Raw genomic sequence first — 23,546 nt, 5'->3', positions numbered from 1 at the left:
TCGAAAGGTTGCGCCCGCTCGGCAGCACGTCGGGCCGGCCGCGGTGCGGCGCGCCGGCCGGGCCGGGCGGCACGAAGCCGGCGTCGAGCGCCTTCAGCAGGTTGCGGCGCTCGTTCTCGGCGGAGGCTGGGTCGGCCTCGGACGAGCCAAAGACATGAAGCCCGTCGCGGAAGGCCGTCTCGGCGAGATCGCAGAGATGGGCGTCGAGCGCTGCGAGCGCGCTCGACATGTCCTGATCGGGTGCGACGCCGCTCGCGGCGGCGAGGCCAGTCCGCTCGGCCCGGTCGAGGATCTCGCGCGCGACCAGCTCGGCCCGGCGCGGGTCGAGCACCTGCGCCTGCGAATACTCCTCGACGAGATCGCGCAGCAGCGCCGCCTCGCCAGCCGTATCGTGGCTCGCCAGTGGCGGCGGCAGATGGCCGAGCGTCAAGGCCGAGAGCCGGCGCTTTGCCGGTGCCGCCTCGCCGGGATCGTCGACGACATAAGGGTAGATCAGCGGCAGCGCGCCGACCGCGAGCCGGGGCCAGCAGACGGCCGACAGCGCCACCGCCTTGCCAGGCAGCCATTCGGTCGTGCCATGCGTGCCGAGATGGATCAGCGCATCGGCGCGCAAGACCTCGCGCAGGCCGAGATAGAAGGCGAGATAGGCGTGTCCCGGCGGCGCATCGGGATCGTGATAGCGCGCCTTGCGGTCGGGCGAGGCGTCGCGCGGCGGCTGCAGGGCGATAGCGAGCTTGCCGAAGCGAACGAGCCGGAAGTGGAAGGCTTCGTCGACGCAAGCCGGGTCGGTTTCGGGTTGGTTGTGGCTGGCGAACAGGGTTTCGCGCGCGGCGGCCGGGATGGTCGCGAGCCAAGAGCGATAGGCGGCGAGCGGCACGGCGAAGTCGACTGGGCCCTCGGTGAGGGCCTGCATGAGGTCCGCCCCGCCCGTGTCGGAGGGAGCTGGCTCGACCTCGTATCCGGCCTCATTCAGCAACTCCCGGATCGCCAGCGCACTCGCCGGCGTATCCAGTCCGACAGCGAAGCCGGCGCGACCGCCGCGGGCGGGATAGTCCGACATCACCAGCGCGACTTGCCGTTCGCTACACGGCTTGCGGCCGAGAGCGACCCAGTTCGCGGCGAGGTCGGCGAGTGCGGCGATGCTCTCAGAGTCTGGTGCCAGCCGCCGCAATGTCAGGCCGGTCGCCGGGTCGGTGGTCTCCTGCTTGAAGGCGACGGGCATGGCACCGAGCCGGCCGTCGAACTCCGGCAGCGCCGCCTGCATCGCGAGGTCGGCGGCGGAAAGCCCGCGTGGCGAGGCCTCCCAGGCCTCGCGGGCGCTGCCGACCGGCACCGCCTGCAGGATCGGGCAATCGGCGGCGTCGAGCACGAAACCGTCGCCGTCGCGGGCCGAGAAGGCGGTGGTGGTGACGATCAGGGCTGGCTTGCGGGTGGCGATCAAGGCCGCGAGCTCGGCAGCGACGCTCTCATCCTTGAGGCTGGTCAGGGCGAGCGGCAGGGGGCTGAGGCCGCCCTTGGCGAGAGCTGACGCGATCGCCTCGACCATCGCCGTGTCGCCGGCGGCGACGCCGGAGCGGTAGACGAGGATCGGGACGAGCGGGGTGTTGACCGAGAGGGATGCGATCGCCTCGCGCCAAGGCAGGGGTGCGGCGTTCGGGCCAAGGGCGAAGAGGGTCGGGAGCGGGATCGGTTCGAACTCGCGCTGGCCCTCATCCCCCTGCCGGGACCTTCTCCCCCGAGGGGAGAAGGGGGCTTGCAGTGTTGTCGGGCCTTTTGTGAGTTCATCCTTCTCCCCTCGGGGAAGAAGGTGGCCCGGCGCAGCCGGGTCGGATGAGGGCAGCGCCGCGAGATAACCGTCCACCCGCCGGAGCAACCGCCGCATGTTCTCGGCGCCGCCACCCGCATGGAAATAGCCGAGCAGCTCCGCCGCGAACTCCGCCGGTACCGTGCCATAGCCGGCCAGCCGTTCGTCTTCCCTGTCATCGCCGGGCAGCACCGCCAGCGCGACGCCATGCTGCCGGCAGGCGCTGGCGATCTGCTCGACGCCGTAGCGCAGATAATCGAGCCCGCCGAGACAGCGCAGCAGCACGAAGCGCGAGCCGGCCAGCGTCTTCTCGATCAGCAGGTCGATCGAGAGCGGATGCTTGAAGCGCCGGAGCGGGACCAAACGCAGGTCGAGCCCGCTATCGGGCGCGGCCGCCGCCAGGGCCGAGAGGTCGCTGTCGCTGAAGGAGAGGACGACGAGGTCTCCCGGCGGCAGGGCAAGGTCGACGGCGTCTTCGCCGTCGTCGAGCCTCACCTCGCTGGTCGGGAGAAGGTGCATCGCATCAGCCGGCGAGCGCTGCTTCCACGGCGGCGCGGTCGAAGCCCTTGAGGCCGATCACCACGAGCCGGCCATCGCGCGCCTCGTCCGCACCCCAAGCGCGATCATAATGATGGCCGACGCGCCGGCCGACGCCCTGCACCACGAGCCGCATCGGCTTGCCGGGGATGCCGGCGAAGCCTTTCAGGCGCAGTACGCCCTCGGCCTCCGCCGCCTTGGCGACACGGGCGACGAGCTCCTCCGGCGAGCCGGCCTGCGGCAACGGCAGCGCGACGCTGTCGAAATCGTCATGGTCGTGATCCTCGCCCTCGCCGTGATGCGAGGGGCGGGCGGAAAGATCGGCCTCGGCCGCGGCGCCGAGCCCGATGATCAGCGCCGGCTCGACCTTGCCATGGGCCGTCTCGACCACCTTGATCGCCTTGGGCAGGTGCTGGGCGATCTCGGCCTTGACCCGCTCGCGGCCGGCGGCGTCGAGGATATCGCTCTTGTTGAGCAGGATCAGGTCGGCGCAGAGGATCTGGTCCTCGAACACCTCCTCCAGCGGGTTGTCATGGTCGACCGCCTGGTCCTGCGCGGCCTGCGCCTTCAGTGCCTCGGGATCGTCGGCGAACTGGCCCTCGGCCACCGCCGGTCCGTCGACCACGGCGATGACGCCGTCGACGGTGACGCGCGAACGGATCGCCGGCCAGTTGAAGGCCTTGACCAGCGGCTTGGGCAAAGCGAGGCCCGAGGTCTCGATCAGGATGTGCTGCGGCGGGTTTTCCCGGTTCAGCAGCTTTTCCAGCGCCGGGACGAAGTCGTCGGCGACGGTGCAGCAGATACAGCCATTCGGCAGCTCGACAATGTCCTCCTGCGTGCAGCCCTCGATGCCGCAGCCGGCGATGAAGGAGCCGTCGAAGCCGAGATCGCCGAACTCGTTGACGAGAACGGCGAGGCGCTTGCCGCCGGCATTCTCGAGCAGATGGCGGACGAGGGTGGTCTTACCGGCGCCGAGGAAGCCGGTGATGATCGTGCAAGGCACCTTGCCGAGAGCAGGATTCTGCGGAGCGTTCATTGATCTGATCCTTTTTGGCGCGGCAGCGGAGGCACGCGCGCGACCACGCCCTTGCGGAACGAGACGGGTCTTTCTTTCCAGGGAACGATGCCGTTGGCGCTGGCCGCGAAGCTTTCAGCCGCGCCGACGATCTCGTCGAGATGAAGACCGGCGTCGAGATCGCCGATCAGATAGGTCCATTTGCCGTCGGCTGCGAGCGCGATCGTGCAGGGCCGCTTGCAGACGGCCAGGCACTCGACCGGGACGACGGCGATGCCGCTGCCGGCCATGCGCTCGGAAAGCGCCGCCGCAAGGCCGATGCCGGGCTGGTCATAGCCCTCCGGCAGATCCTCGCGCTGGCGCCGGCAGACGGTGCAGACATGGATAGTGCAGCCCGGCTCCAGCCGGGCGTCAGTCGCGAGGGCGAGATCGCCTTCGAGCATCAAAACGCCTCCTTGGATTGGCGCGGCCGTCGCCGGCCGCGCGAGGCGTCAGGCGACCGCGGTCACGGCGCTGCGGCGCGCGAGCCAGGGCCAGAGCACGCCGACGGCGAAGCCGGTGACGAGCCACAGCGCGGCCTGGATGGCGAGCGAAAGCGCGGCGAAATGCGCGGCGATCTCGGCCGGCACCTTGCTTTCCGGCGCGGCCGGATGCGGGGCACCGATCAGATGCGGCAGCAGCAAGGCGAGTACGGCGAGTGCCCGGGCCCAGGAAGCCTCGACGCGCAGGAAGACGAAGAGCGCGCCGGCGGTGACCACGGCCGTCAGYAGCCACCAGAGCTGTCGCTGCTGCAGCTCGGCCGCAGCGGAGCCCGGCAATTCCGGCGCCAGCCCCATGGCTGGAGCAAGGCCGAAGGCAAGGAAGCCGCAGACGGCCCAGGCGAGAGCACTGCGCTGGTCGATCTGTTCGTTCGCTGCGATCATCCCGGCGAGCAGCAGCGCGGCAAAGCCGATCGCGGTCGCGACCGTCACCAGGCTGGTGAAGGCGGTGCGCTGCAAACCGTCCTGCGGCTTCCATTCATGCTCGCCGGTGTGCTCGGCGCCGGCTTTCGGGTCGTTATGCGCGAGCTGGATGCGGGCCTCGCCAGTAAAGGCGGCCTGCATAGGTGCGCCCTGCGCGCGCAGGGCAGCCTCATAGGTCTCGGCCTTGAGGATCAGCGGGGTGGTGGTGACGTGCTGGAGCGCCGAGATCAGCAGCCCAGCCAGAAGCCCGGCCAGGATGCTGACCGTGAGAACACGCGTGACCATGTGCTTCCCCTCAATGACAGGGGAAAGCGAGGCCGTGACGGGTGTCGTGCGCCGCGTTGTGGATGTTGGACGAGGCGGCGAAGCCGACGGTGTAGATCAGCACGAAGCCGAGGATCAGCGCGGCGGCGACGGCTTTCGCCCGTTCCGAAACGCTGGCCTGGCTGGTGACGGTAGCCGTATTCATCTGGTTCTCCTTGGCCACCCCACCGGCAGCCTGCTGGACGACATCGAAAGACGGCAGGTCTCCTGGCTCACGGCTTGGTGTCCTGCTCCGCCTTCCCGGGAAACCCAGTGGCCGATGGCGCAGGACGCGCCGCTTACAGTTGCGGGGGCAGCCGCGGTCCTTCACCGCGTTCCCTTTTCACCTCGTCGTCGAGGCACCGTCACGGATGATCATTAGCCACAGGCGCGGTGCTGTGCAATGCACGACGTCTCTGCGAAAGCGAATGCCAGACATGACCCTTCCTCCGCTCACCCTCGTCCTCGGCGGCGCCCGCTCCGGCAAGAGCCGTCATGCCGAGGCGCTGATCGAGGCGCTGCCGGGTCCCTGGACCTATATCGCGACTGCCCAGGCCTATGATGACGAGATGCGCGCCCGCATCGCCGAGCATCGCGCCAGGCGCTCGCGCGATTGGCAGACGGTCGATGCACCGGTGGCTCTGCCCGAAGCGATTCGCAATGCACGGACTGGGCAACCCATCCTCGTCGATTGCCTGACGCTCTGGCTGACCAATCTGCTGCTGGCCGAGCGCGACATCGCGATCGCGAGCGGCGAACTCGTCGCCGCGTGCCGCGAGGCGAGCGCGCCGGTGGTGCTTGTTTCCAACGAGGTCGGCCTCGGCATCGTGCCGGACAATGCGCTCGCCCGGCGCTTCCGCGATGAGGCCGGCCGCCTGCATCAGCGGCTTGCGGTGCAGGCCGGGCGCGTGGTCTTCATGGTCGCCGGATTGCCGATGCAGGTGAAGTCGTAGAGCGAAGTGACGAGATGACGAACGAGGTCGAGGACGCCGCCCGCCACAAGGCGAAGATGGAAAAGCGCAAGGCGGTGCAGGACGCCGAGGTCGCTGGCAAGACGCTGGAAAAGGGCTTGCTGATCGTCAACACCGGCCCAGGCAAGGGCAAGTCGACCGCCGCCTTCGGCCTGATCCTGCGCGCGCTCGGCCATGGCTGGCGCATCGGCGTCGTGCAATTCATCAAGGGCGCCTGGTCCACCGGTGAACGCAAGGCGCTGGAGGCCTTCGGCGACCAGGTCTCCTGGCATTCGATGGGCGAGGGCTTCACCTGGGAGACGCAGGACAAGGCCCGCGACATCGCCGCCGCGACGCGCGCTTTCGAGAAAGTCAGGGAGCTGATGGCCGATGACAGCATCCGGCTGCTTGTGCTGGACGAGCTCAACATCGCGCTGCGCTACGATTACCTGCCGCTCGCCGAGGTGGTCGCGACCCTCGCTGCCCGCCGCCCTGATCTCCACATCGTCGTCACCGGCCGCAACGCCAAGCCGGAGCTGATCGAAGCGGCTGACCTTGTCACCGAGATGACGCTGGTGAAGCACCACTTCGCCGCTGGCGTGAAGGCGCAGGAGGGGATCGAGTTCTAGAGGGCTAGCGCGAACAGAGTTCCAATTCCTGCCAACCCCCAGAGCAGCAGGCAGGCGCGCCGGTAGAGGGCAAGCGCCCGCCTGATATCGGCTGCCGTTGCCTCCGCCCGGCCATCGCCCATCCAGCTATCCTCGACCCTGATCGCGCCGTAGACACGCGGGCCGGCAAGGCGAAGTCCCAACGCACCGGCCATCGCCGCCTCCGGCCAGCCGGCATTGGGTGAGCGGTGGCGTCCCGCATCACGGCGAACCGCGCGCCAGGCCGCGCCGGCATCGGCCTGCCGGTCGAGCGCCGCGGCGGCGGTGAGCAGCAGTGCGGTCAGCCGCGAAGCCGGCAGGTTGACGAGATCGTCGAGCCGCGCCGCCGCCCAGCCGAAGGCGAGGTGGCGCGGCGATTTGTGGCCGATCATCGAATCGGCGGTGTTGATCGCCTTGTAGAGTGCCCCGCCCGGCAGGCCGCCCGCACCTAGCCAGAAGGCCGGCGCGACGATCCCGTCAGAAAAATTCTCGGAGAGGCTCTCGATCGCGGCGCGGGCGACGCCGGCTTCATCGAGGCTCTCCGGGTTGCGGCCGACGATCATCGCGACCGCCTTGCGTCCTCCAGTGAGCCCACCCCGTTCGAGCCCCTCGGCGACGCGGGCGACATGCTCATGCAGGCTGCGCTGCGCCAGCAGGCTCGAAGCCAGCAATGCCAGCGGCAGCAAAGCGAGCGGCCCGGCGAGGCGGCAGAGCGCGACGAGGGCCAGCGAGGCGGCAAGCGTCACACCTAGCAGGATCAGGAAGGCAACAATGCCGGCCGTTCGCCGTGCCGCGAAACTCATGGTCTCGCGGTTGAGGCTTCGATCAAGCCAGCCGATCAGCGCGCCGATCCAGGTGACGGGATGGCCGATCCATGCGAACAGGCGCGCCGGATAGCCGATCGCCGCCTCGATCAGGAGGGCGGCGAGCAGGAGCGGCAGGCTTGCGGAGAGCGACATGGCAGCCGGGGAGACGAAGGAAGCGATCTGGCACGGCGGCGATCTCGCCACGGCCCAGGCGCTGTTTCCGCAGGCGCCAGAACCCTGGATCGATCTCTCGACCGGTATCAACCCGATCCCCTATCCGCTTCCGGAGCTGCCGTTAAGCCTGTGGCAGCGCCTGCCCGGCAAAACGGACGAAGCGACGCTGCTCGCCGCAGCCCGCAAGGCCTATCGCATTCGCCCGCAAAGCGGCCTCGTCGCCGCGCCGGGCACGCAGATCCTGATCGAATTGCTGCCGCGGCTCGTGCCCGCGGCGAATGTCGCCGTGCTCGGGCCGACCTATGGCGAGCATGCGCCCGCCTGGCGCAAGGCGGGCGCGACGGTGCGCGAGATCGGCGATCTAGCTGAGATCGGCGACGCCAATGTCGTCGTGCTGGTCAATCCGAACAATCCGGACGGGCGCATCGTCGCGCAGGAGGCGCTGCTTGAGCTCGCTGGTGCGCTCGCAGCACGTGGCGGCTTGCTGGTCGTCGACGAGGCCTTTGCCGATTTCGCGCCTGAAACGAGCCTTCTGCCGGTTCTGCCGGAGGGAGCCCTGGTGCTGCGTTCCTTCGGCAAGGCCTATGGGCTCGCTGGTCTCAGGCTTGGCTTCGCGGCTGGCGAGCGGCGTTTCACTGACGCCTTGCAGGCGATGCTCGGTCCCTGGGCGGTGGCCGGGCCGGCGCTGCATGTCGGAGCCGTCGCGCTTGGCGATGCGGGGTGGCTGTCCGCCGCAGGCGAAGCGCGCGCTGCCGACAGCCGGCGGCTCGATGCACTTCTTGCGCCGCTTGGTCGGGTCGTCGGCGGAACCGTGCTCTACCGTCTGCACGAGACGCCGCAGGCGCCTGTCCTGTTCGAGCGGCTTGGCCGCGCCGGCATCTATGTCCGCCGCTTCCAGCACGATCCCTCGCGCCTGCGCTTTGGCTTGCCAGGGGACGAGACGGCTTGGGCGAGATTGGCGCAGGCGCTCGCGCCGGCGTGAGCCTCGCTGCGCGGCCATCGCAGCCGGCGCATGCGGAGGCGTAGGGGACGAGGCTGCAAGCCGACGCTATCGTCAGGTGATTCCAGCGATCCGGAGAGATATCGCATGCAGCCCTGGCCGAAGCAGTCCGCCCTCACCATCGGCTTCGCCCATCCGGCCTATCAGATGCGCGACGAATATCTCGCCCGCAACGGCCAGGCGACGAGCTTCGAGGTCCGCAGCCTCGATGATCTCAGGGCCCGCGCGCCGGAAGCCGATGTGCTGGTCGTTTCGGGCCTGTGGCGCAACGACATGCTGGAAGGACTCGGCAAGCTGCGCTTCATCCAGTCGATCAGCGCCGGCACCGACCAGTTCGACAAGCCCAGGCTGGCCGCGGGCGGCATCCGTCTCGCCAGCGCCCAGGGCGGCAATGAGCGCGCCGTTGCCGAGCACACGATCTCGCTGATCCTGGCGCTGGCGCGCCAGCTTCATCTCGCCCGCGACAACCAGGCGAAGGCTCATTGGCGGCCGATGATCGGCGATCGTTCCCGCCGCGAGGACGAGCTCGGCGGCCGCACGCTGGTGGTCGTCGGGCTCGGCCGCATCGGGCTGCGGCTCGCGGCGCTGGCCTCGGCTTTTGGCATGCGCGTCATCGGCGTGCGCCGCCGGCCGGGCTCGGAGCCGAATGTCGAGAAGATCGTGCCGCCGGCGGAGCTGCACGCCGTACTCGCGCAGGCCGATTTCGTCGCGCTGACCTGCCCGCTGACGCCGGAGACGGAAGGGCTGATCGATGCCGCCGCGCTCGCAGCGATGAAACCGTCTGCCTATCTGATCAACGTGGCACGGGGCCGTGTCGTCGACGAGGCGGCTCTGATCGCCGCGCTCGAAGCGGGCCGTATCGCCGGCGCCGGCATCGATTGCGTGTACGAGGAGCCTCTGCCGGCAAGCTCGCCGCTCTGGGCGATGCCGCAGGTGCTGCTGACGCCGCACAGCGCCGGCGAGACCCGCGCCTATGAGAGCAATGTGATCGATATCCTGCTCGACAATCTCGGCGCGCTGGAGCGTGGCGAGGCCGTGCTGCTCAACCAGATCGTCTGAGCAGCGCCGGCACGCGTGCTAAGCGGTTTTGCCTTCCGCAGTTGCGCGGAACCGAACGGACAAAACCTCCCCGGCGAAGCTGCGCTCGCCTGGGAGGCTCTGATCCGGTCCGAACTCACCAGCGCGGGCGCGGGCCGTAGCTGCCGTCGCAGCCGACGAGCGGGCCACCCGGATAGTAGTCGTCGATGACGATGTCCGGCATGGCGCAGCCGCGGTTGGCACTGCGGCTGATGCGGCGGCGCTGCTGCCCGTAATCGTCGGGCTCGACCATGACGGTGCGGCCGTCATAGCGCGGTTCCGCCTGCCGGGCGGTCGCCAGCTTCGGGGCCGGGCGCGGAGCCTGGGTGCGTTCGGCCGTCTTCTCGGTGGCCTGCTGGCGGACCGGCGGCAGCGGCGCCGCGGCGACGTCGGTGTCCTTGCCGTCCTTGCCGGCGACCTGCGAGGTCGGAACGACCACGTCCTCGGCGCTGGCGCGCACCAGCTTCTGGACGCCGGTGTCGAGGACGAGCGTGCGGAAGGGAGCATCGCCGCAACCGCCGCAGCGGGCCGGGTCGAGCGGGACGAGATCGACGCGCGCCTTGCCGTCGTCAGTGGCCTGGCCTTCGCCGGTGGCGCGGGCGGCGATCACCACCTTGCCGGCATCCTCGAGCTGCATCTCGATCAGCTGGGTCCGGAGCGCACGGGCCCGGCGATAATTGACGACCTCGTCGCCGCCCGAGACCAGGATGGCGAAGGGCGCGCCCTTGGGGGCATTGCCGCGGAAGATGTCGCGCAGCTGGGTGATGGCGCGGCGCGCATCGGAGGAAACCTCCCAGCTGCCGGGCGCGAAGGCGATCTGGCGCGTCGTCATGATTTCGCGGGCCGACTGGGCGACGCCGAGCGAGACGGCGCGCGAGGAGAATTCCAGCTTCAGCGACTGCGGCCGCTCGGCGACCTTGGGTGCATCCGGGTTACCGCCTTCGGCCTGCGCGAAACCGGCGCCGGCCGAGACGATGACGGCGACGGCGGCGACGGCGAGACGCAGGCGGCTGGTGCGCAGGCGGGCGGTCTGGTCGAGCTGGAAGCCCATGGCGGGTCTCCTCATGAACGGGTGTGCGCTGGGCACGTTGCCAGACCCTTGGCGATCCCTGAGCCGGTTTCGCGAACGCCGGCGCAAAGGTGACGCCTGAATGATGAACGCGCGCGCGTAAGGGGCCGCGCGTGAGGGGGCGCATTCATCGGCTGTTCAGGAAAAAATCCAGTTCGCAGCGAAAAAGCGGCAAACAGTGGCAAAGCTCGGACAACGCCATTGCCGCGTCCCGCCTCGGTCGAGCCGGCCGTCGCATTGTCGAGGCTACAGGACTATGCGAAGAGAGGATAAACAGGGGGTTTGGCTATGAAGAACGCAGATGAGCGCAAGGACAACGTCGAGCTTCCCCAGATGATGTCCCGCCGTGCGCTCAGTGGATTCGTCCTTTCGCTGCCGCTGCTGAGCGCTCTTCCTGCGCTGGCACAGACCGACCAGGGCGCGACCAATATCCTGCGCTCGCTGGCGCCGCATGATCGCGTGCCGGGTCGCTCGGGTGGTGGCGCAAGTGGTGGCGGCAGGGTCGTGGTGCGCCGCGTCGCGCCAGTGCCCCGCCGGGTCCATCCGCGCGGTTACGGTTCGGATGTCGTGATCGATCTGACCCGCCGCGTCGAAGTCACCGTCTTCTTCGACAATGACTCGGCGTCGCTGCGTCGCGGCGCGGAAGCCACGCTGATGCGGCTTGCCTTGGCGCTGCGCGATCCGATCCTGCTCGATCAGCGCTTCCTGATCGCCGGCCACACCAGCGCCGAAGGCGGCTACGACTACAATGTCGAGCTCTCGCAGGAACGGGCTGCCGCGGTGCGCGACTGGCTGGTCTCTTATGGCGAGATCGGCCCCGGCCGCCTCGTCGCCCACGGTTTCGGTCCCGATATGCTGCGCAATCCGCGCAGCCCCTATTCACCCGTCAATCGCCGCGTTGAAGTCATCGCCATCACCGGCTGAGTTTTCTACCGTCTTCCCGAAACAACCATTTGCCTCAGGGGGCATCGTCATGGCTTTGTTCAAGCGCCTCATGCTCGGTCTCGCGCTGCTGATGTCCTTCAGCGTCGTTGCCAGCGCCCAATCGCCGAATTCCCGCATCAACCTCCTGGTGATGTCGGACGACGCCGATCCGGATACGGTTCCGCGCAACAACCGCATCTTCAACCGGGTTCAGCTCCAGCTTTCGGAGTATCTCAACACCCGCGGCTTCCAGGTCTATGACGAGACCAGCCTGGCGCTGGGCATCACCCAGACCGCCCGGGTCCGCCGCCGTGACGCAGAGCTCATCGAGATCGCCCGTGCTGTCTCGACCCCGGTCGACGCCATGGTCGTCTACCAGATCTACGCCTCGGCGCGCCGCGCCGTCGCTGCCGACATCCGCTTCCCCGAGATCCGCATCGCCGGCCGCGTGCTCAATGTCCGTTCCGGCCAGTTCATCGCGGCCTTCGAGGTCGGCGGCTTCCAGCTGCCCGCTCTGCCGAACCCCTGCAGCGCCGAGTGCCTGCTCGAGACCGTCGGCACCCAGTCGCGTGTCCTCGCTGCCGATCTTGGCGCCGCGATCGCCCAGAAGCTCGAAGGCTTTGCCCGCCCGAGCGGTGGTGCGGCTGCTGTCGGCAAGGACGGCATCGTTCTCGGCGGTGCCGCTCCGGTCGCAGCTGGCGGTGACGGCTGCAACAGCCTGCCGACCGACTTCGTGATCCAGCTGCGCGACTTCACCGCTACGGAAGTCGACCGGGTCGAGAGCGAGTTCGTTCGCTGGGGTTGCTACCGCGCCCACCGCGCCACGCAGATGACCTCGACCTCGGCCGACTTCTTCTACTCGACCTCGGCCGACTCGGCCCGCCTGACCCGCAACTTCCGCCTGATGCTGGAACTGGTCGGTCTGAACGGTCAGGTCACCTTCTCCGGCAACCGGCTGGTGGTCAGCAAGGTCGCAACCCGCTGACCGAGAGGGCTTGCGGGTAACCATAAACCTCAGCCCGTTCCTGCAAAAATGCCGCCCGGTCGACATCGACCGGGCGGCTTGTTACTTTAATTATGGCAGCAATATGTGTCGGCTGGGCGTGAGCGGGGCAGGGAGGTGTTCCGTTCGTCGTGACCGAGCCGGTGTTCGATGCGGATATTTGACACATGGATTGGGGTATTGACCCGGCACGGGTCGCGGAGATCAGCACGATCGCGTCTTCGCGGCGGTTTTCCGCCCGGGACACCGAGAAGTTCGTTCTCGCGATCACGGGCGGCGGTTCGGAGAATGCCGACCTGCCGCTCTGGGACATGCTGCAGGTCTTGTTCTCGCTGGGAGCGCTGACCGCAAATCCGCGCATGCCGGCCCGTGACGCCGCCATTGGCTGCATGCTCGACGAGAGCGGCATCCTGTTGCGGCCGCTGCGCCAGGACGGGCCGGTGCGAGTGAGCTTCGCCGGGGCGACCATCGAAGCCTCCGCGGCCGAGATCGTGCTCTCCTATGGCGACAAAGGCGAAGCGAAGACCCGCTCTTTCTCCTGGAGCCGGATCAGGCGCGCGCTCGGCCTTGCCGACTTCCTCTTCGCGGCCGAAGCGGATGAGCGCTCGGAAGGCGGGCTCGTCGCCTTGCGCACCGCGCTCGACGCCGTCTTCGCGCTGTCCTCCTTCGACGAGGACGGCATGAAGCGTGCCGTGCAGGAGCCGGCCCGTTTCATGCGGGCCTGGCGCCGGCGCCATCTGCCGCTGCTCGCCTTCGCCGACCTGATCCGCCAGCGCGAGGCTTTCCTCAACGCCTCCGGCCGGCGTGAGCGCCAGCGCGAATTCGATCCGGACGATCTGATCGCGCTCTGGAGCTTCGCTTTGCTGCATGGCGAGACCTGGAGCTTCGCCCGCTTCGCCGAGCGTTTCAGCGCCCTGATGCGCGAGGAGCGCTCCAGCGTCGGCCGCCGCGACTTCATGGCGCCGGCCTCGATGGAGACGCTGATGGCGCGTCAGCCTTCGGAGAACCCGGAGGAGGCGCTGATCGCCTGGCTCGATTATCAGGCGATCCTCGGCGAGCTCGAGGTCGACGAACCGGACGAGGACGAGGAGCCGGAAGAGGAGGATGAGGACGGCGTCGTGCGCGAGCGCGTCTACGCCGCGCTGATGCGCCTGCCGGCCGAGCCGAAATTCCTCAACAAGGAGGAGCGCGAGGCGATCGGCCGGGCGCTCGCCATCCTGCCGCTCGCTCATGAGCAGCCGCTGACGCTGGCCCGCTCGCGCGCCGTCGCGCCCTGGGAGAACCGGCTGGTCGAGGCCAGCCGCCGCGTCGCCGGTTCCAATCGCGGCCAGGTCGACCAGAGCCCGGAGCCGTTCGATTATGCCGGCATCGCCGCGAGCCTCGCCGTCCTGGGCAGGCGGCTCGACGAATTGTTGCTGATCGGCACTGCGCTCGAGGCGATCGAGGGGCCGGAAAGTGAGGCAGCGACGGCCGAGGGGCAGAAGCTTCTGCGGCGCTGGCGCCATGATCGTGCGAGCTTCCGGATCGACGATGCGAAACTGGCGCTGACCTTCGCAAGGCATGGGGGAGCACTGAGAACGGTCGCAGCAGCCCTGCACCGGATCAACAGGCAACAGAAGCGCTTCGGAGAAACGACGGACCTGGTCGCCCAGGCCGCCAGCGACGAGGCGCGGTTCACCGACGTCTTCTCGCAGCGCTATCAGGGGCGATCGAAACGGCCATGACAGACTTCGCTAACCAGGGTCCGCTCGAAGACGACCTCCGCGCCGGCCGCGCCACGGCCAGGCTGGTTCTGGCGGCGCTTGCGAGCACCGAGCCGGAAGAGGTCGTCGCCGCGAGCATCAGCCGCGCCGATCTTTGGGCGCATGCCCGCCGCGTCCGTGGCGAGCCCGTCAACTTCGCCGCGGAGCGCGCCATCCGCACCGACCCGGAGGCAGCGCGGCTCTACCGCCGCTTGCTCTCCTTCCAGGCCGTGGCGCGTAGCGAACTCGCTGCTGCGGCCTATGACAGCAGCGCGACCCACCGCCGTATCGGTTCGTTCGAGCTCGACGTGATCGAGGAGGACGATGCGCCGCCGGCTCTGGTCATCCAGTGCCTGTCGGAGACCGATCCGGCCCCGACCATGATCGAGGTCGTCTCGATCGAGGGCGTGGTCCGCCTGCCGCTGCCGGCGCCGGTCGACAAGCACATCGTCATCGACCTGCCGCGGCAGGACGCCGAGCGCGACCTGCTGCGATTGATGCTCGCCAACCCGCTCGCGGGCGTTTATCTGCTGTAACGCCGGGAGCGCTGCCAAAAGCAGCGCTTCTGCCCGGCACTAGAGGCGGATCCGATCAGGTTGAATCAACCTGATCGGTGAATCCGTCTCTAAGCTTATGATAGAGAACGCGTGCTCCGATCGGATAGCGTTGCTATCTGATCGGCGCGTGCTCTAGGGGACGGCAGGGCCTGCGGGAGACATGATGGCGGGAGATCAGAACGTCAGGCGCTCCGGCGTCTTCGTCGTCGTGCCGACGACCGACCAGCCGATCATCCTGAAGAAGCTCGCCTGGTCGGCCCGCGTGCCGGTTTCGCGCGTCGTACTGGCGACCGAGAGTTCCGAGGTCTGCGAGCCCTGGAGCACGCAGTACAGCAACCTGCTGCGCCCCGGCGAACCCTTGCGCCAGATCCTCGGCCTGCCCGATGGCGGCAGCTATCGTCTCGCGGCGTCGGGCTCGATCGACCAGGGCAAGAGCTGGATGGTGCCGACGCTCGCCGCCCATTGCGCGCTCACCCATGGCGAGGCGGTGACGCACAAGGCCTCCGAGGCCAAGCTCGTGATCTGGGGTACCGGCGCGATCGACCTCTCGGTCGCCGATACGGCGAGCGAGGCGCGCGTCACCCAGCAGGAATACCACCTCACCACCAAGATCGACCGTTGCCGCCATCTCTTCGCCGATGCCGAGCATGGCGCCACCCCGGTGCTGGCCCTGGTGCCGCGTGGGGAGGAGGCCGAGCGCGCCGTCGCGATCCTCGGCAAGATTCTCGGTGGCCAGCCGCATCATATCGTGGTGGTCTCTTCTCTCGCGGACATCGCTGCGCCGATCGATCTCTTCCTGCGCAGCGGTGCTTTCGAACCGCAGGCCGTGGCGTCCGCGCCGGATCGGCCGGCAGCACCGGGATCGTCGTCGATGGCCCTGAGACCGTTCGAATCCAGGAGCGCCGAGCAGCCCGCTCAGTCGCAGCCCGCGCAAACAGCCGCTGCGCAGCCGGAGCAGACCCTCGTCCAGCCGCGTCCTGCCGGGGATGAACCCTCGATCGCCGACGTGCTGAAGAGCCCCCAGGCCCCGCGGCCGCGCCGTCAGGTGCTGGGTGACAAGCCGGCATCGACCGGCTCCTCGTCGCGCTTGCTCTTGATCGCGGCTGCGGGCCTGGTGCTCGTCGCCGGTGCGGCGGGGGCGGGCTGGTATCTGACCCGCGGTACCGGGGCCGAAGATCCCTATCAGGCTCCGCCGACACTGACCCTGTCCGGCCCCGGCCCGGTGGCGACGCAGCCATCGGCGGGAACCCAGCAGGGCAAGCCCACACCGTCCCTCGAACAGCAGGGCGCTACGCCCCAAAGCGGGCCCGCGGTCGCGTCCGGCTCCGGTCTTGCCCGGCTGGTGCTGCTGTCGCCGCCGGCGGGCAGCAGCTGCGAGGCGCAGGTCTACGAGGTGCGTCCCCGCTACAGCGAAGCCTCGGTCGACATCGGCGAGGCGCCGAGCGTCCTGATCGACGGCCAGGACATTTGCGGGCTGGCGCTCGATCCGGTCGCACCGGCCAAGGTGAAGTTCCAGGGCGGCACCGGGCCTGCGGTCGTTGCCTCGAAATCGACGCCGACCCGCCTGGTCTTCAATCCGACGGCAACCCGCGGCGGCATCACGGCCTTCCCGGTGATCCAGTTCGAGGAGCCGAAGGCGCTCTCGGTCGAGATCAAGCGGCGCTGAGCCGGCTGCAAGCCGTTATGCTCGGGCTTGACCCGAGCGCTCAGGCCGGATGACGCGCCGGTCAGCGCCTTCTCGTCACGTCATTCTCGGCTCTGCGCTTCGCTTCGGCCGAGAATGACGGTGGGCTGACCCACTACAGCCCCGCGCGCGTCAGCCCGCGCCACAGGCCCCAGGGCGGAGGATCGCTGGTCGGCGAGAGCTGGCGGATCGCGGCGAGCCGGCCGGCGATCAGCGCGATCGCGATCGAGGGCAGCGCCATCAGCATGTGATGCGAGGTCGCCGCAGCGATGAAGGTCATCGGCTGGCCCATCACCGGCAAGAGGCCGAGCGCGTTGCCCCAGGAGATGCTCCAGTGCAGCGCGAAGATCGTGGCGATGCCGACAAGGATGATCGCCATGCCCTTGTTCGCCCCCTCCTGGGCCGAGCCCATGGCGCGCTCGCGCATCAGGCTCACGGCCAATGAGAGCAGGCCGAAGACGGTTATGACCTGCGCTGCCAGCAGCGCGAGCCCCGCCGGGAGGCCGAAGCGCACCATGAGGAAGGTGGCAATGAAGTCGTTCTGCACCACCGGCAGGCGGACGAGGTCGCTGACGGTGAAGCGGCTGGCGGTCTCGTCCTGCACCTCGCTCTTGCGCTCGGCGATCGGCGTGACGCGGGCGCCCGGCAGCATGGCGCAGAGCGAGACGGGCGAGGGCGGCAGCTCGTCGAGCGCGCGGCGCACCTCCGCCGGTGTCTTGTCGAGGCCGAGATCGAGCCTGGCCAGCGTGCACGGCATCTCGGCGAGCGCGACCTTGGACTGCAGCAGCTGGAAGCCGAGATCGCGATGGATCACGTCCGGGCTGCGGTCCTGCGCCGCGCTCTGCGTCCGCTTGGTGGCGTGGTCGAGATCGTACCAGGTCAGCAGGCGCTCCGCAGGGACGCGGAACAGGCCGCCGCGGGCCTTCTCGAGCGTGTCGATGGCGGCAAGGCGCTCTTTCGGCAGGCTCCACTGGCCCGAGATCGCATAGGTGACGAGACCCGGGAAGACATAGATCAGCGCGGCGTTGATGCCGAGCAGGATCACGAGGACGAGCGCCAGCACGCCGCCGCGCGGCCAGCCGAGCCGGCGGACCTTGCGCTGCGGCGCGTCGGCGCGGCGCAGGAAGACGCGCATGATCTCGAACAGGCGCTTCAGCGTGCTCGGCAACAGGAAGGCGAAGGCGAGCACGACCGTGGTGACGATGATGATCAGCGCCGGCGAATAGTCGCTCTTCAGGAACGGCACCGCAGTCAGGAACAGGATGAAGACCAGCACCGTCGCGAGGCTGACCGTCAGCCAGGAGATGTAGTGGCGCTGATTGTAGAAATAGTCGATCCGCGAGAAGCCGAGGAAGATGTGCGCCAGCACCAGCACGAGCGCGATCTTGCCGAGCTCGACCGGCTGGAAGCCGGCGACGCCGGTCTCGGTGCCGAGCACGCCCCAGGCGACGAAGGCGGCGAGGATCAGGATCGCTGGCACGGCGCGCAGCAGTTGGTCCTTGAAGCCGACGCCCATGAAGAAGGAGCGCGGCAGCGCCGCGATCGAGCGCTGCGGCTGGAAGGCGATCACCACCGCAACGACCGGGATCAGGTCGAAGAACAGGAGCTTGTTCTTCTCGGCGTGGATGGTGAAGTCGGTCTTCTCGGCGTCGAGGCCGAGCGCCAGCAGCGTCAGGCTGCCCAGGCAGCAGAGCATGACGAGCCCGAGCCAGGTCACGCGCAGCGGCGTGGTGAAGCGTGGCCCGATCATGATCGCGATGCAGGTGATCGCATAGGCGAGGATGGTGGCGTGCACCGCCGCCTCATAGGAGATCGAGGCGCCCCCGAGCCGCGACAGTTCCGGCGCCAGCACCAGCATGGTCGTAGCCCCGATGAAGGCGGTCGAGCCGAGCGCGCCGACCAGCCGGACCAGGATAGCGCTGCGCCGGAACAGGGTGGCGTGGTGCATCGCGGCGAGCACGCCGAACACGGCGACGCCGAGGGTCAGCAGCAGGCGCACGATCCGCTCGACGCCGTTGAGCGACGAGAGCGGGTTGCCGAGCTCGGCCGCCGACATCGGCTGGCGTGGCGGCGTCACCACCGGCCGGACGCTGTCGGTGGTCGCGGATGCGCGCAGGGCCTCGGCGTCGTCCGGGGCGAAGCGGTGGGTCTTGCTCAGCGGCGTCAGGCGCAGCGGCAGGCGCCCGTTCGATTCCTCGCCGATGTCGACGGCATAGCGGGTGCGGCCGATGATCATGTGGCTGAGCCGTGCCGGCCCGTCGGGATCGAGCTCCCAGGCGATATCGGTGAAATCGGTGATGCGCTGGTTGCCACGTGCGAACAGCACGGGCGGACGCGGCGCATCGACGGCATCGCCCGGCGCCAGGAAATAGCTGCCGCCGCGCGCGACGATGGTCAGCGCCTTGAAAGGCAGGGCGCTGGCGCCGACATGGGCCTCCTCGCGCACCGAGCAGGTCAGGCGGCCGCCGAGCGAGACGATGCGGTCCTCGCCGCGCTCGTCGGTGGCGATCAGGCCGGTGACGATCTCGCGGATGCGGTCGGCGCCGCTACGCGGCTGGCAGACGGAGAGCGCGTTGCCGTCGAGCCGGAGCGTCGAGAGCGGGCCGGTCGAGTCGATGGTGAGCTTGCGGGCCGGCTTGCCGGCTTCGGTCAGGGTGAGTGCCAGGCGCCCGGGCCGGGCCTCGTCGACCGCGATCGCGAGCGCACCGGCGGCGATGCGGTCTCCCGGCTGGAAACGCCAGCGTGCCGAGAAGCTGCCGGCGCCGTTGAGATAGTCGAGCCAGAGCCGGCGCGTATTGGCGACGTTGCGGATGGTGACGCGCCCGTCCTGCTGGCGGGTGAGGGCGACATGGCGCGCCTCGGCCGCGTCGAAGCGCTGCGGCTGCAGCAATTCGCGCCGGCCGATCGTCACGGTCTCGCCGCGGGCGAGGGCGAGATCGAGCCGCTCGAGGCTGACCACGGGGCGGGCGCTCTCGATCAGATGGGTGGTGTTGTGCCACCAGAAGCCGAGCACGCCGAGGCAGAGCGCGAGCAGGACGAGGCCGGTCAGCGCCCCGCCGGCGCCGCCGATGCGGATGCGTGGCAGGCGGAACGGCCGCAAGGTCAGCCAGCGCCCCATCAGCTGGCGCAGCGCGGTGGTCTCGCTCACTTCTTGTCTCCAAGCGCGGCGACCTTGCCGAGCAGGCCAGCCATCAGCCGGCCGCAGGCGCGTCCGCCGGTTTCCCGCGTATGCGAGACCAGGCAGCTGAAGGCGACGCGCTTCCTGCCCGCGACATTGTCCATCCAGCCGGTGAACCAGGCCGAGTTCATGCCGTCGGTGGTATCGGCCGTGCCGGTCTTGCCGAAGATGCGCCGGCGGATATCCGGCGGCAGCGAGGCCATCACGCCGGCCGCCGTGCCGCCCGGCGAGTTGACGACGCCGTGGAGGCCGCGCTGGGCGCCGTCGAGGAAGGGCTCGGCCTGGCGCGGGTCCATGCCGGGGATGACCGGCTTGCCCTCGTTCGGCTGCGGCGTCTCGGCGACGTCCGAGACGGGCTTCAGCACGCGCGGGCGGATCACCTTGCGGGCGCCGACCGAGCCGTAGATCGAGGCCATCGCGATCGGCGTCGCGCGCACGCCCTGGCCGTAGGAGTTGGTGGCGAGGTCGATGCGGCGGGCGTTGCGCTTGTCCTCGACGGCGAGGTCGAGGGCTTCACCGGTCAGTCGCTGTGCGCCCGGAACGATGCCGCGGGTCAGGTCGACGCCGGGCTGGGCGAGCGCTCCCGGCTGGGTGATCGGGTAGAGGTGCTCGGTCATCTCGGCGAGGATCGTGCCGGTGCGGCCGGGCTGCGTGCTCGGGCGGCCGCCGACCTTGCGCCCGTCCATGGTCAGCGCCATGCCGGCGAACCAGAGGTTCGACGACTTGATCAGTGCCTCGCAGAAGCCGATCTGCGCGCCGCGGCCGGCATCGGGGCAGCCGCTCTGCGAGGCCGACAGGATGCCGTAATTGAAGCCCGCACCGCCATAGTTGGTGATCGGTACGCCGTCGACGTTGAGGCCGCCGCCTCCGCCGATGCCGAAGATCTGCGCCTGGCTGCCCGGCGGGGTGCGGCCGAGGATCATGTCGGGGAAGCGGGGCTGCTCGCGGACGGCGAGGATGCTGGCGAGGCCGGTGACCAGCTTGAAGGTCGAGCCCGGCATGGTGTGGACGTCGCCGGCGCGCCAGCCATGGCCGGCGAGCGGCGAGTCGCTGTCGCGGCCGGTCGAGAGTGCCTGGATGTCCCAGCTGTGCATGCCCGGCACGAAATCCGGCCAGCTCGCCAGGCCGAGCAGCGCGCCGGGCTCGTCGCCGGCATCCATCAGCAGCACGACGGCGCGGCCGTCGCCCTGATCCGGCGGCTCCTGCTCGGGGGTGAGGTTGACCGGCAGCGGGCCGGGCTTGCGCGGGCGCTTGCCGCGGCCGAGACGCTCGCCCATATGGCCGTAGACCGCTTCCTGCACCAGCTTCTGCAGGCGCGGCTCGATGGTGAGCGTCAGGTTCTCGCGGGTGCGGGCCCGGCCGAGCGCGGCCGAGAGCGAGCCGACATCGCCGGCGCCGTAGCCGATCATCGCGGTCAGGCCGAGCTCGTCGACGATCGGCAGCGGCACGCCGTTATTGTCGAGCGCCGGGGTGCCGTCGGCGAAGTAGAGGGCGCGGGCCGCGCCGCTGCGCCGCTGCGTGACCGCGCCGCGCCAGCCGAGCTCGCAGACCAGCTTGGTCTTGGCCCGCTCGCAATCGGCCTCGATATGCGAGGAGCGCCAGAGCTTGACCTTGCCGTCCTCGCTCTGCACGCCGCTTCCGCCGAGGATCTCGCGGGCGCGGGGCGGCACGGCCCGGACCGGCTGGCCTTCGAAGCCGATCTCGACATCGCGCCGACGTGCGCCGGTGATGGTGAAGCGCCAGCCATGCGGCAGGCCCTGTTGCGCTTCCTCGGCGCAGGTCGCGAACTCGTCGCTGTCGGAGCAGACGCGCTCGGCTGCGATCGCAAGGCCGGCGAGGCGCACGGTCTGCTCGTCGCGCTTCGGGTCGAGATTGACCCGCTCATTGCCGACGACGATGCGCGCCGGCTCGAGGATCATGTCGACGGTGACGCGGCGATTGCCGGCCGGCAGCCGCGTCGAGAGCACGAGCCTGTCCTCGGGCGCGCGCAAGGGGCCGAACAGGGCCCAGTCGGAGAGCTGGTTGCCTCGGCGCTTGGCGAAATCGGCGAAGTCGCGCGGCGGCGGCACCGCATTGGGCATCACGTTGAGCGGCGCGGCGAGATCGGTGGTCTGGGCGATGCGCGCGGTCCAGCTCGACGGGCGGCAGCCGGCCGGCACCACCGGCAGCGTCAGCGGCGTGCCGTCGGCGCAGCGCCGGTCGGGTGCGCGGTCGTCGCGCGCGCCGGCGATCAGGAAGGAGTTGTTCCAGGCCAGCATTTCCGAGCGGATCTGCGCGCCGGCCGGCAGGTTGCAGAGCCGGTCGAGCAAGGTCCGCGAGAACTCCTTGGCGCCTTGCGGCGTCGGCACGGTCAGCGAGGCGTCGTAGAGCGCTTCGCAGGGCTGCGAACGGATGACCGGGCCGGCGGCATCGAGCCAGATCAGCCCGGTCGCGACGCCCTGCTGGAACAGGTCCTCGTTCGAGCGGCTGGTCTCGGTGAAGTCGGGCTGCTTGATCCAGGCGCGGCTGGCGGCGAGCTCGCCGATCAGCCCGCCCGAAAGCCAGAGGAAACCGGCGATGGTGACGGCGCCGACCGCGACGGCGGTGACGCTGCGCTTCAGGCCACGGAAGAGCGGATGGCTCATGGCGTCGCCTCCCGAAGCTCGACCACCAGCGGCCCGAGCACGAAGGGGCCGTTCGGCGGGATGACGCAGGTTCCGGCCGCCTGCGGCTTGCGCCCGCCGAGGAGCCAGATGTCGCCGGCCGATTGCACGGCGACGCCATCAGGCGCAGCCGCGATGAAGCCGACCGGGTTGTGATCATAGAGATCGTCGAGCCGCTCGACGATGCCCGAGCCGAACTGGACGCGCACGGCTTCGCCGAGCCAGTCGAAGGTGCCGTAGCCGCGCGAGGACTGGTCCGGGCCGAAGGCGATCGCTGTCTGCTCGCGCGGCAGGCCGATATAGCCGAACTCGCCATCCTCCAGCGTCAGCAGCGAACGGCGGCGACCGTCGAAGCTCATGCTCTCGGCGCGGAACTCGCCGCCGACGCGGCTGTAGCGCAGTTCGCGCCGGTCATAGCGGCGGGCGTCGCGGCCCTGCACGACGATGCTGTCGCGCTGGGCCAGCATGGCCGACGACATCAAACGCCCGCCATGGCTGCGCTCGACCCAATAGCGCGCCATGCGCCTTCCGCCGAAATTCTCGGGGATGGCGAGGCCGGTGACGGCCAGATGCGGGCCCTTGGGCGGCTGCGCCTGCAGGCGGGACGGCCTGCGGTCGAGGGTGACGTCGACGAGCCCCAGCGAGACGCGGCCGACCTGCGGGCGCACGCCGAGGATCTCGAAGCGGGCATCGACATTGCCGCCGGGCAGCGCCAGCGTCTCGACCTGGATCGCCTGGGCGCGTGCCTCGGGCGTCTGCGGTAGGGCGGTGAGCAGCGGCAAGCCGCCCGCATCGCGGGCGGAGGCGTCGACCGGATAGCGGCCGAGGAAGAAGATCGTGCCGCCCGGCAGATCGGGATGCACCGCCGGCGTCAGCATCTCGCTGCGCGAGAAGGCGAAGCGCGCCTGGCCGGAATAGAGCCCGCCCGGCGTGTTGACGCCGATGATCGGCTGGCCGATCGCGGTTTGTGCATCCTGCCGGATTACCACCTCGCCATGCGGCAGCCGGCTGTCGGCCGGCGGGGCATAGACGCCGTGGCCGAGATAGACCGCGACCGGTGCGGTCGCGTGCAGGCTCTGCTCGACATGGACGGTGACGCCGATATCGGGGTCGATCACGTCGCGGAAGCGCTGCTCGATCCGGTCGGCGAGGAAGCGCCCGAGCTCCTGAGCGCCCGGCAGCGCCTCGGCGGTCAGTACCACCAGCGAGGTGAAAGGCACGTCGATAGGCTGTGGGCCGCTGCCGCCATCGGTCAGCGCGATGCTGCGATAGCGGTCGATCAGGTCTTCCAGCGAGGCCTTGCCGTCCTTGGTCGGCTGGCCGCCGGCGGTCAGGCTGAAGACGGGCTTGCGCCAGAGGTTCTCGATGCCGGGCATGGCCTCGCCCGGCTCGCCGGCGACGGCGCGCAGGCTGGTCAGCCGCCGCGGGTCGTGCATCACCAGGTCCATGAGATCGGGCAGGGCCATGGCGTC

Annotated in this window: 19 protein-coding genes and 1 riboswitch; of the genes, 9 read left to right on the top strand and 10 right to left on the bottom strand. The window is 69.6% G+C overall.

The window, feature by feature from the left end; translation table 11 throughout:
- The 5 genes from AC1DS0_RS29005 to AC1DS0_RS28985 all read right to left on the bottom strand — a co-directional run.
- Nucleotides 1-2,323, bottom strand: a 2,323-nt coding sequence (locus AC1DS0_RS29005) for a cobaltochelatase subunit CobN (RefSeq protein ID WP_476817678.1), incomplete at its 3' end; no start/stop codon positions are given.
- A 4-nt stretch (nucleotides 2,324-2,327) separates the two neighbouring features.
- The gene (gene cobW, locus AC1DS0_RS29000) at nucleotides 2,328-3,377 is read right to left on the bottom strand and encodes a cobalamin biosynthesis protein CobW (RefSeq protein WP_476817677.1); all 1,050 of its coding nucleotides are present in this window, start codon (nucleotides 3,375-3,377) and stop codon (nucleotides 2,328-2,330) included.
- Nucleotides 3,374-3,799, bottom strand: coding sequence for a DUF1636 family protein (locus AC1DS0_RS28995; RefSeq protein WP_476817676.1), 426 nt, complete (start codon nucleotides 3,797-3,799; stop codon nucleotides 3,374-3,376). Before AC1DS0_RS28995 ends, cobW begins: the two co-directional genes overlap by 4 nt.
- Nucleotides 3,800-3,847: 48 nt before the next feature.
- On the bottom strand, nucleotides 3,848-4,603 hold the full coding sequence (locus AC1DS0_RS28990; protein WP_476817675.1) for a CbtA family protein: 756 nt from the start codon (nucleotides 4,601-4,603) through the stop codon (nucleotides 3,848-3,850).
- Between the two features lie 10 nt (nucleotides 4,604-4,613).
- Nucleotides 4,614-4,787, bottom strand: coding sequence for a CbtB domain-containing protein (locus tag AC1DS0_RS28985; protein ID WP_436152634.1), 174 nt, complete (start codon nucleotides 4,785-4,787; stop codon nucleotides 4,614-4,616).
- 35 nt (nucleotides 4,788-4,822) lie between these two features.
- Nucleotides 4,823-5,002, bottom strand: a riboswitch (cobalamin riboswitch).
- Between the two features lie 47 nt (nucleotides 5,003-5,049).
- Here AC1DS0_RS28985 and cobU point away from each other — a divergent pair.
- Both cobU and cobO read left to right on the top strand, forming a co-directional pair.
- Nucleotides 5,050-5,574 carry a bifunctional adenosylcobinamide kinase/adenosylcobinamide-phosphate guanylyltransferase gene (gene cobU / locus AC1DS0_RS28980; RefSeq protein ID WP_476817674.1) on the top strand — a complete coding sequence of 175 codons (525 nt, stop codon included), beginning with the start codon at nucleotides 5,050-5,052 and terminating at the stop codon, nucleotides 5,572-5,574.
- Between the two features lie 14 nt (nucleotides 5,575-5,588).
- On the top strand, nucleotides 5,589-6,200 hold the full coding sequence (gene cobO, locus AC1DS0_RS28975) for a cob(I)yrinic acid a,c-diamide adenosyltransferase (RefSeq protein ID WP_476817673.1): 612 nt from the start codon (nucleotides 5,589-5,591) through the stop codon (nucleotides 6,198-6,200).
- On the opposite strand, the gene cbiB is transcribed toward cobO, so the two are convergent.
- A complete protein-coding gene (cbiB, locus tag AC1DS0_RS28970) occupies nucleotides 6,197-7,177 on the bottom strand; it encodes an adenosylcobinamide-phosphate synthase CbiB (RefSeq protein WP_476817672.1) in 981 nt (326 codons plus the stop codon). The genes cobO and cbiB overlap by 4 nt on opposite strands.
- Between cbiB and cobD the strand changes: the two genes are divergently transcribed.
- Together cobD and AC1DS0_RS28960 are read left to right on the top strand one after the other, a co-directional pair.
- Nucleotides 7,176-8,180 carry a threonine-phosphate decarboxylase CobD gene (gene cobD, locus AC1DS0_RS28965; RefSeq protein ID WP_476817671.1) on the top strand — a complete coding sequence of 335 codons (1,005 nt, stop codon included), beginning with the start codon at nucleotides 7,176-7,178 and terminating at the stop codon, nucleotides 8,178-8,180. The genes cbiB and cobD overlap by 2 nt on opposite strands.
- 105 nt (nucleotides 8,181-8,285) lie before the next feature.
- The gene (locus AC1DS0_RS28960) at nucleotides 8,286-9,257 is read left to right on the top strand and encodes a D-2-hydroxyacid dehydrogenase (RefSeq protein WP_476817670.1); all 972 of its coding nucleotides are present in this window, start codon (nucleotides 8,286-8,288) and stop codon (nucleotides 9,255-9,257) included.
- A gap of 115 nt (nucleotides 9,258-9,372) precedes the next feature.
- Here the strand turns inward: AC1DS0_RS28960 and AC1DS0_RS28955 are convergent, their stop codons facing one another.
- Complete coding sequence (locus AC1DS0_RS28955) at nucleotides 9,373-10,326, bottom strand: hypothetical protein (protein ID WP_476817669.1); 954 nt, start codon at nucleotides 10,324-10,326, stop codon at nucleotides 9,373-9,375.
- 306 nt (nucleotides 10,327-10,632) lie between these two features.
- On the opposite strand from AC1DS0_RS28955, the gene AC1DS0_RS28950 reads away from it, so the two are divergent.
- From AC1DS0_RS28950 to AC1DS0_RS28930, 5 genes are all read left to right on the top strand, one after another.
- Nucleotides 10,633-11,268: an OmpA family protein gene (locus AC1DS0_RS28950; protein WP_476817668.1), complete on the top strand. Its 636-nt coding sequence runs from the start codon at nucleotides 10,633-10,635 to the stop codon at nucleotides 11,266-11,268.
- Between the two features lie 49 nt (nucleotides 11,269-11,317).
- Complete coding sequence (locus AC1DS0_RS28945; RefSeq protein ID WP_476817667.1) at nucleotides 11,318-12,253, top strand: hypothetical protein; 936 nt, start codon at nucleotides 11,318-11,320, stop codon at nucleotides 12,251-12,253.
- 185 nt (nucleotides 12,254-12,438) lie between these two features.
- On the top strand, nucleotides 12,439-13,995 hold the full coding sequence (locus AC1DS0_RS28940; RefSeq protein WP_476817666.1) for a hypothetical protein: 1,557 nt from the start codon (nucleotides 12,439-12,441) through the stop codon (nucleotides 13,993-13,995).
- The gene (locus tag AC1DS0_RS28935) at nucleotides 13,992-14,549 is read left to right on the top strand and encodes a hypothetical protein (protein WP_476817665.1); all 558 of its coding nucleotides are present in this window, start codon (nucleotides 13,992-13,994) and stop codon (nucleotides 14,547-14,549) included. Before AC1DS0_RS28940 ends, AC1DS0_RS28935 begins: the two co-directional genes overlap by 4 nt.
- 184 nt (nucleotides 14,550-14,733) lie before the next feature.
- Nucleotides 14,734-16,236, top strand: a complete 1,503-nt coding sequence (locus AC1DS0_RS28930) for a hypothetical protein (RefSeq protein WP_476817664.1) — start codon at nucleotides 14,734-14,736, stop codon at nucleotides 16,234-16,236.
- Between the two features lie 133 nt (nucleotides 16,237-16,369).
- Here AC1DS0_RS28930 and AC1DS0_RS28925 read toward each other — a convergent pair whose 3' ends face one another.
- From AC1DS0_RS28925 to AC1DS0_RS28915, 3 genes are read right to left on the bottom strand one after another with little or no spacing between them, the layout of a single operon-like run.
- A complete protein-coding gene (locus AC1DS0_RS28925; protein ID WP_476817663.1) occupies nucleotides 16,370-19,402 on the bottom strand; it encodes a hypothetical protein in 3,033 nt (1,010 codons plus the stop codon).
- Nucleotides 19,399-22,056, bottom strand: coding sequence for a penicillin-binding transpeptidase domain-containing protein (locus AC1DS0_RS28920; RefSeq protein WP_476817662.1), 2,658 nt, complete (start codon nucleotides 22,054-22,056; stop codon nucleotides 19,399-19,401). The genes AC1DS0_RS28925 and AC1DS0_RS28920 overlap by 4 nt, the downstream gene beginning before the upstream one ends.
- The gene (locus AC1DS0_RS28915; protein ID WP_476817661.1) at nucleotides 22,053-23,540 is read right to left on the bottom strand and encodes a hypothetical protein; all 1,488 of its coding nucleotides are present in this window, start codon (nucleotides 23,538-23,540) and stop codon (nucleotides 22,053-22,055) included. Before AC1DS0_RS28915 ends, AC1DS0_RS28920 begins: the two co-directional genes overlap by 4 nt.
- Between the last annotated feature and the right edge of the window lie 6 nt (nucleotides 23,541-23,546).

It is taken from the genome of Allobosea sp. P4_H5 (genome assembly GCF_056400825.1).
The sequence above is the reverse complement of the archived record's forward strand: the minus strand, read 5'-3'. Positions and strand labels throughout refer to the sequence as shown.

What these genes read in the sequence shown, in the direction of transcription:
- AC1DS0_RS28940 (WP_476817666.1), top strand. Translation starts at nt 12,439, where the DNA reads ATGGATTGGGGTATTGACCCGGCACGGGTCGCGGAGATCAGCACGATC.
- AC1DS0_RS28915 (WP_476817661.1), bottom strand. Translation starts at nt 23,540, where the DNA reads ATGGCCCTGCCCGATCTCATGGACCTGGTGATGCACGACCCGCGGCGG.
- AC1DS0_RS28930 (WP_476817664.1), top strand. Translation starts at nt 14,734, where the DNA reads ATGGCGGGAGATCAGAACGTCAGGCGCTCCGGCGTCTTCGTCGTCGTG.
- AC1DS0_RS28945 (WP_476817667.1), top strand. Translation starts at nt 11,318, where the DNA reads ATGGCTTTGTTCAAGCGCCTCATGCTCGGTCTCGCGCTGCTGATGTCC.
- cobO (WP_476817673.1), top strand. Translation starts at nt 5,589, where the DNA reads ATGACGAACGAGGTCGAGGACGCCGCCCGCCACAAGGCGAAGATGGAA.
- cbiB (WP_476817672.1), bottom strand. Translation starts at nt 7,177, where the DNA reads ATGTCGCTCTCCGCAAGCCTGCCGCTCCTGCTCGCCGCCCTCCTGATC.
- AC1DS0_RS28985 (WP_436152634.1), bottom strand. Translation starts at nt 4,787, where the DNA reads ATGAATACGGCTACCGTCACCAGCCAGGCCAGCGTTTCGGAACGGGCG.
- cobU (WP_476817674.1), top strand. Translation starts at nt 5,050, where the DNA reads ATGCCAGACATGACCCTTCCTCCGCTCACCCTCGTCCTCGGCGGCGCC.
- cobD (WP_476817671.1), top strand. Translation starts at nt 7,176, where the DNA reads ATGGCAGCCGGGGAGACGAAGGAAGCGATCTGGCACGGCGGCGATCTC.
- cobW (WP_476817677.1), bottom strand. Translation starts at nt 3,377, where the DNA reads ATGAACGCTCCGCAGAATCCTGCTCTCGGCAAGGTGCCTTGCACGATC.
- AC1DS0_RS28935 (WP_476817665.1), top strand. Translation starts at nt 13,992, where the DNA reads ATGACAGACTTCGCTAACCAGGGTCCGCTCGAAGACGACCTCCGCGCC.
- AC1DS0_RS28955 (WP_476817669.1), bottom strand. Translation starts at nt 10,326, where the DNA reads ATGGGCTTCCAGCTCGACCAGACCGCCCGCCTGCGCACCAGCCGCCTG.
- AC1DS0_RS28950 (WP_476817668.1), top strand. Translation starts at nt 10,633, where the DNA reads ATGAAGAACGCAGATGAGCGCAAGGACAACGTCGAGCTTCCCCAGATG.
- AC1DS0_RS28995 (WP_476817676.1), bottom strand. Translation starts at nt 3,799, where the DNA reads ATGCTCGAAGGCGATCTCGCCCTCGCGACTGACGCCCGGCTGGAGCCG.
- AC1DS0_RS28920 (WP_476817662.1), bottom strand. Translation starts at nt 22,056, where the DNA reads ATGAGCCATCCGCTCTTCCGTGGCCTGAAGCGCAGCGTCACCGCCGTC.
- AC1DS0_RS28960 (WP_476817670.1), top strand. Translation starts at nt 8,286, where the DNA reads ATGCAGCCCTGGCCGAAGCAGTCCGCCCTCACCATCGGCTTCGCCCAT.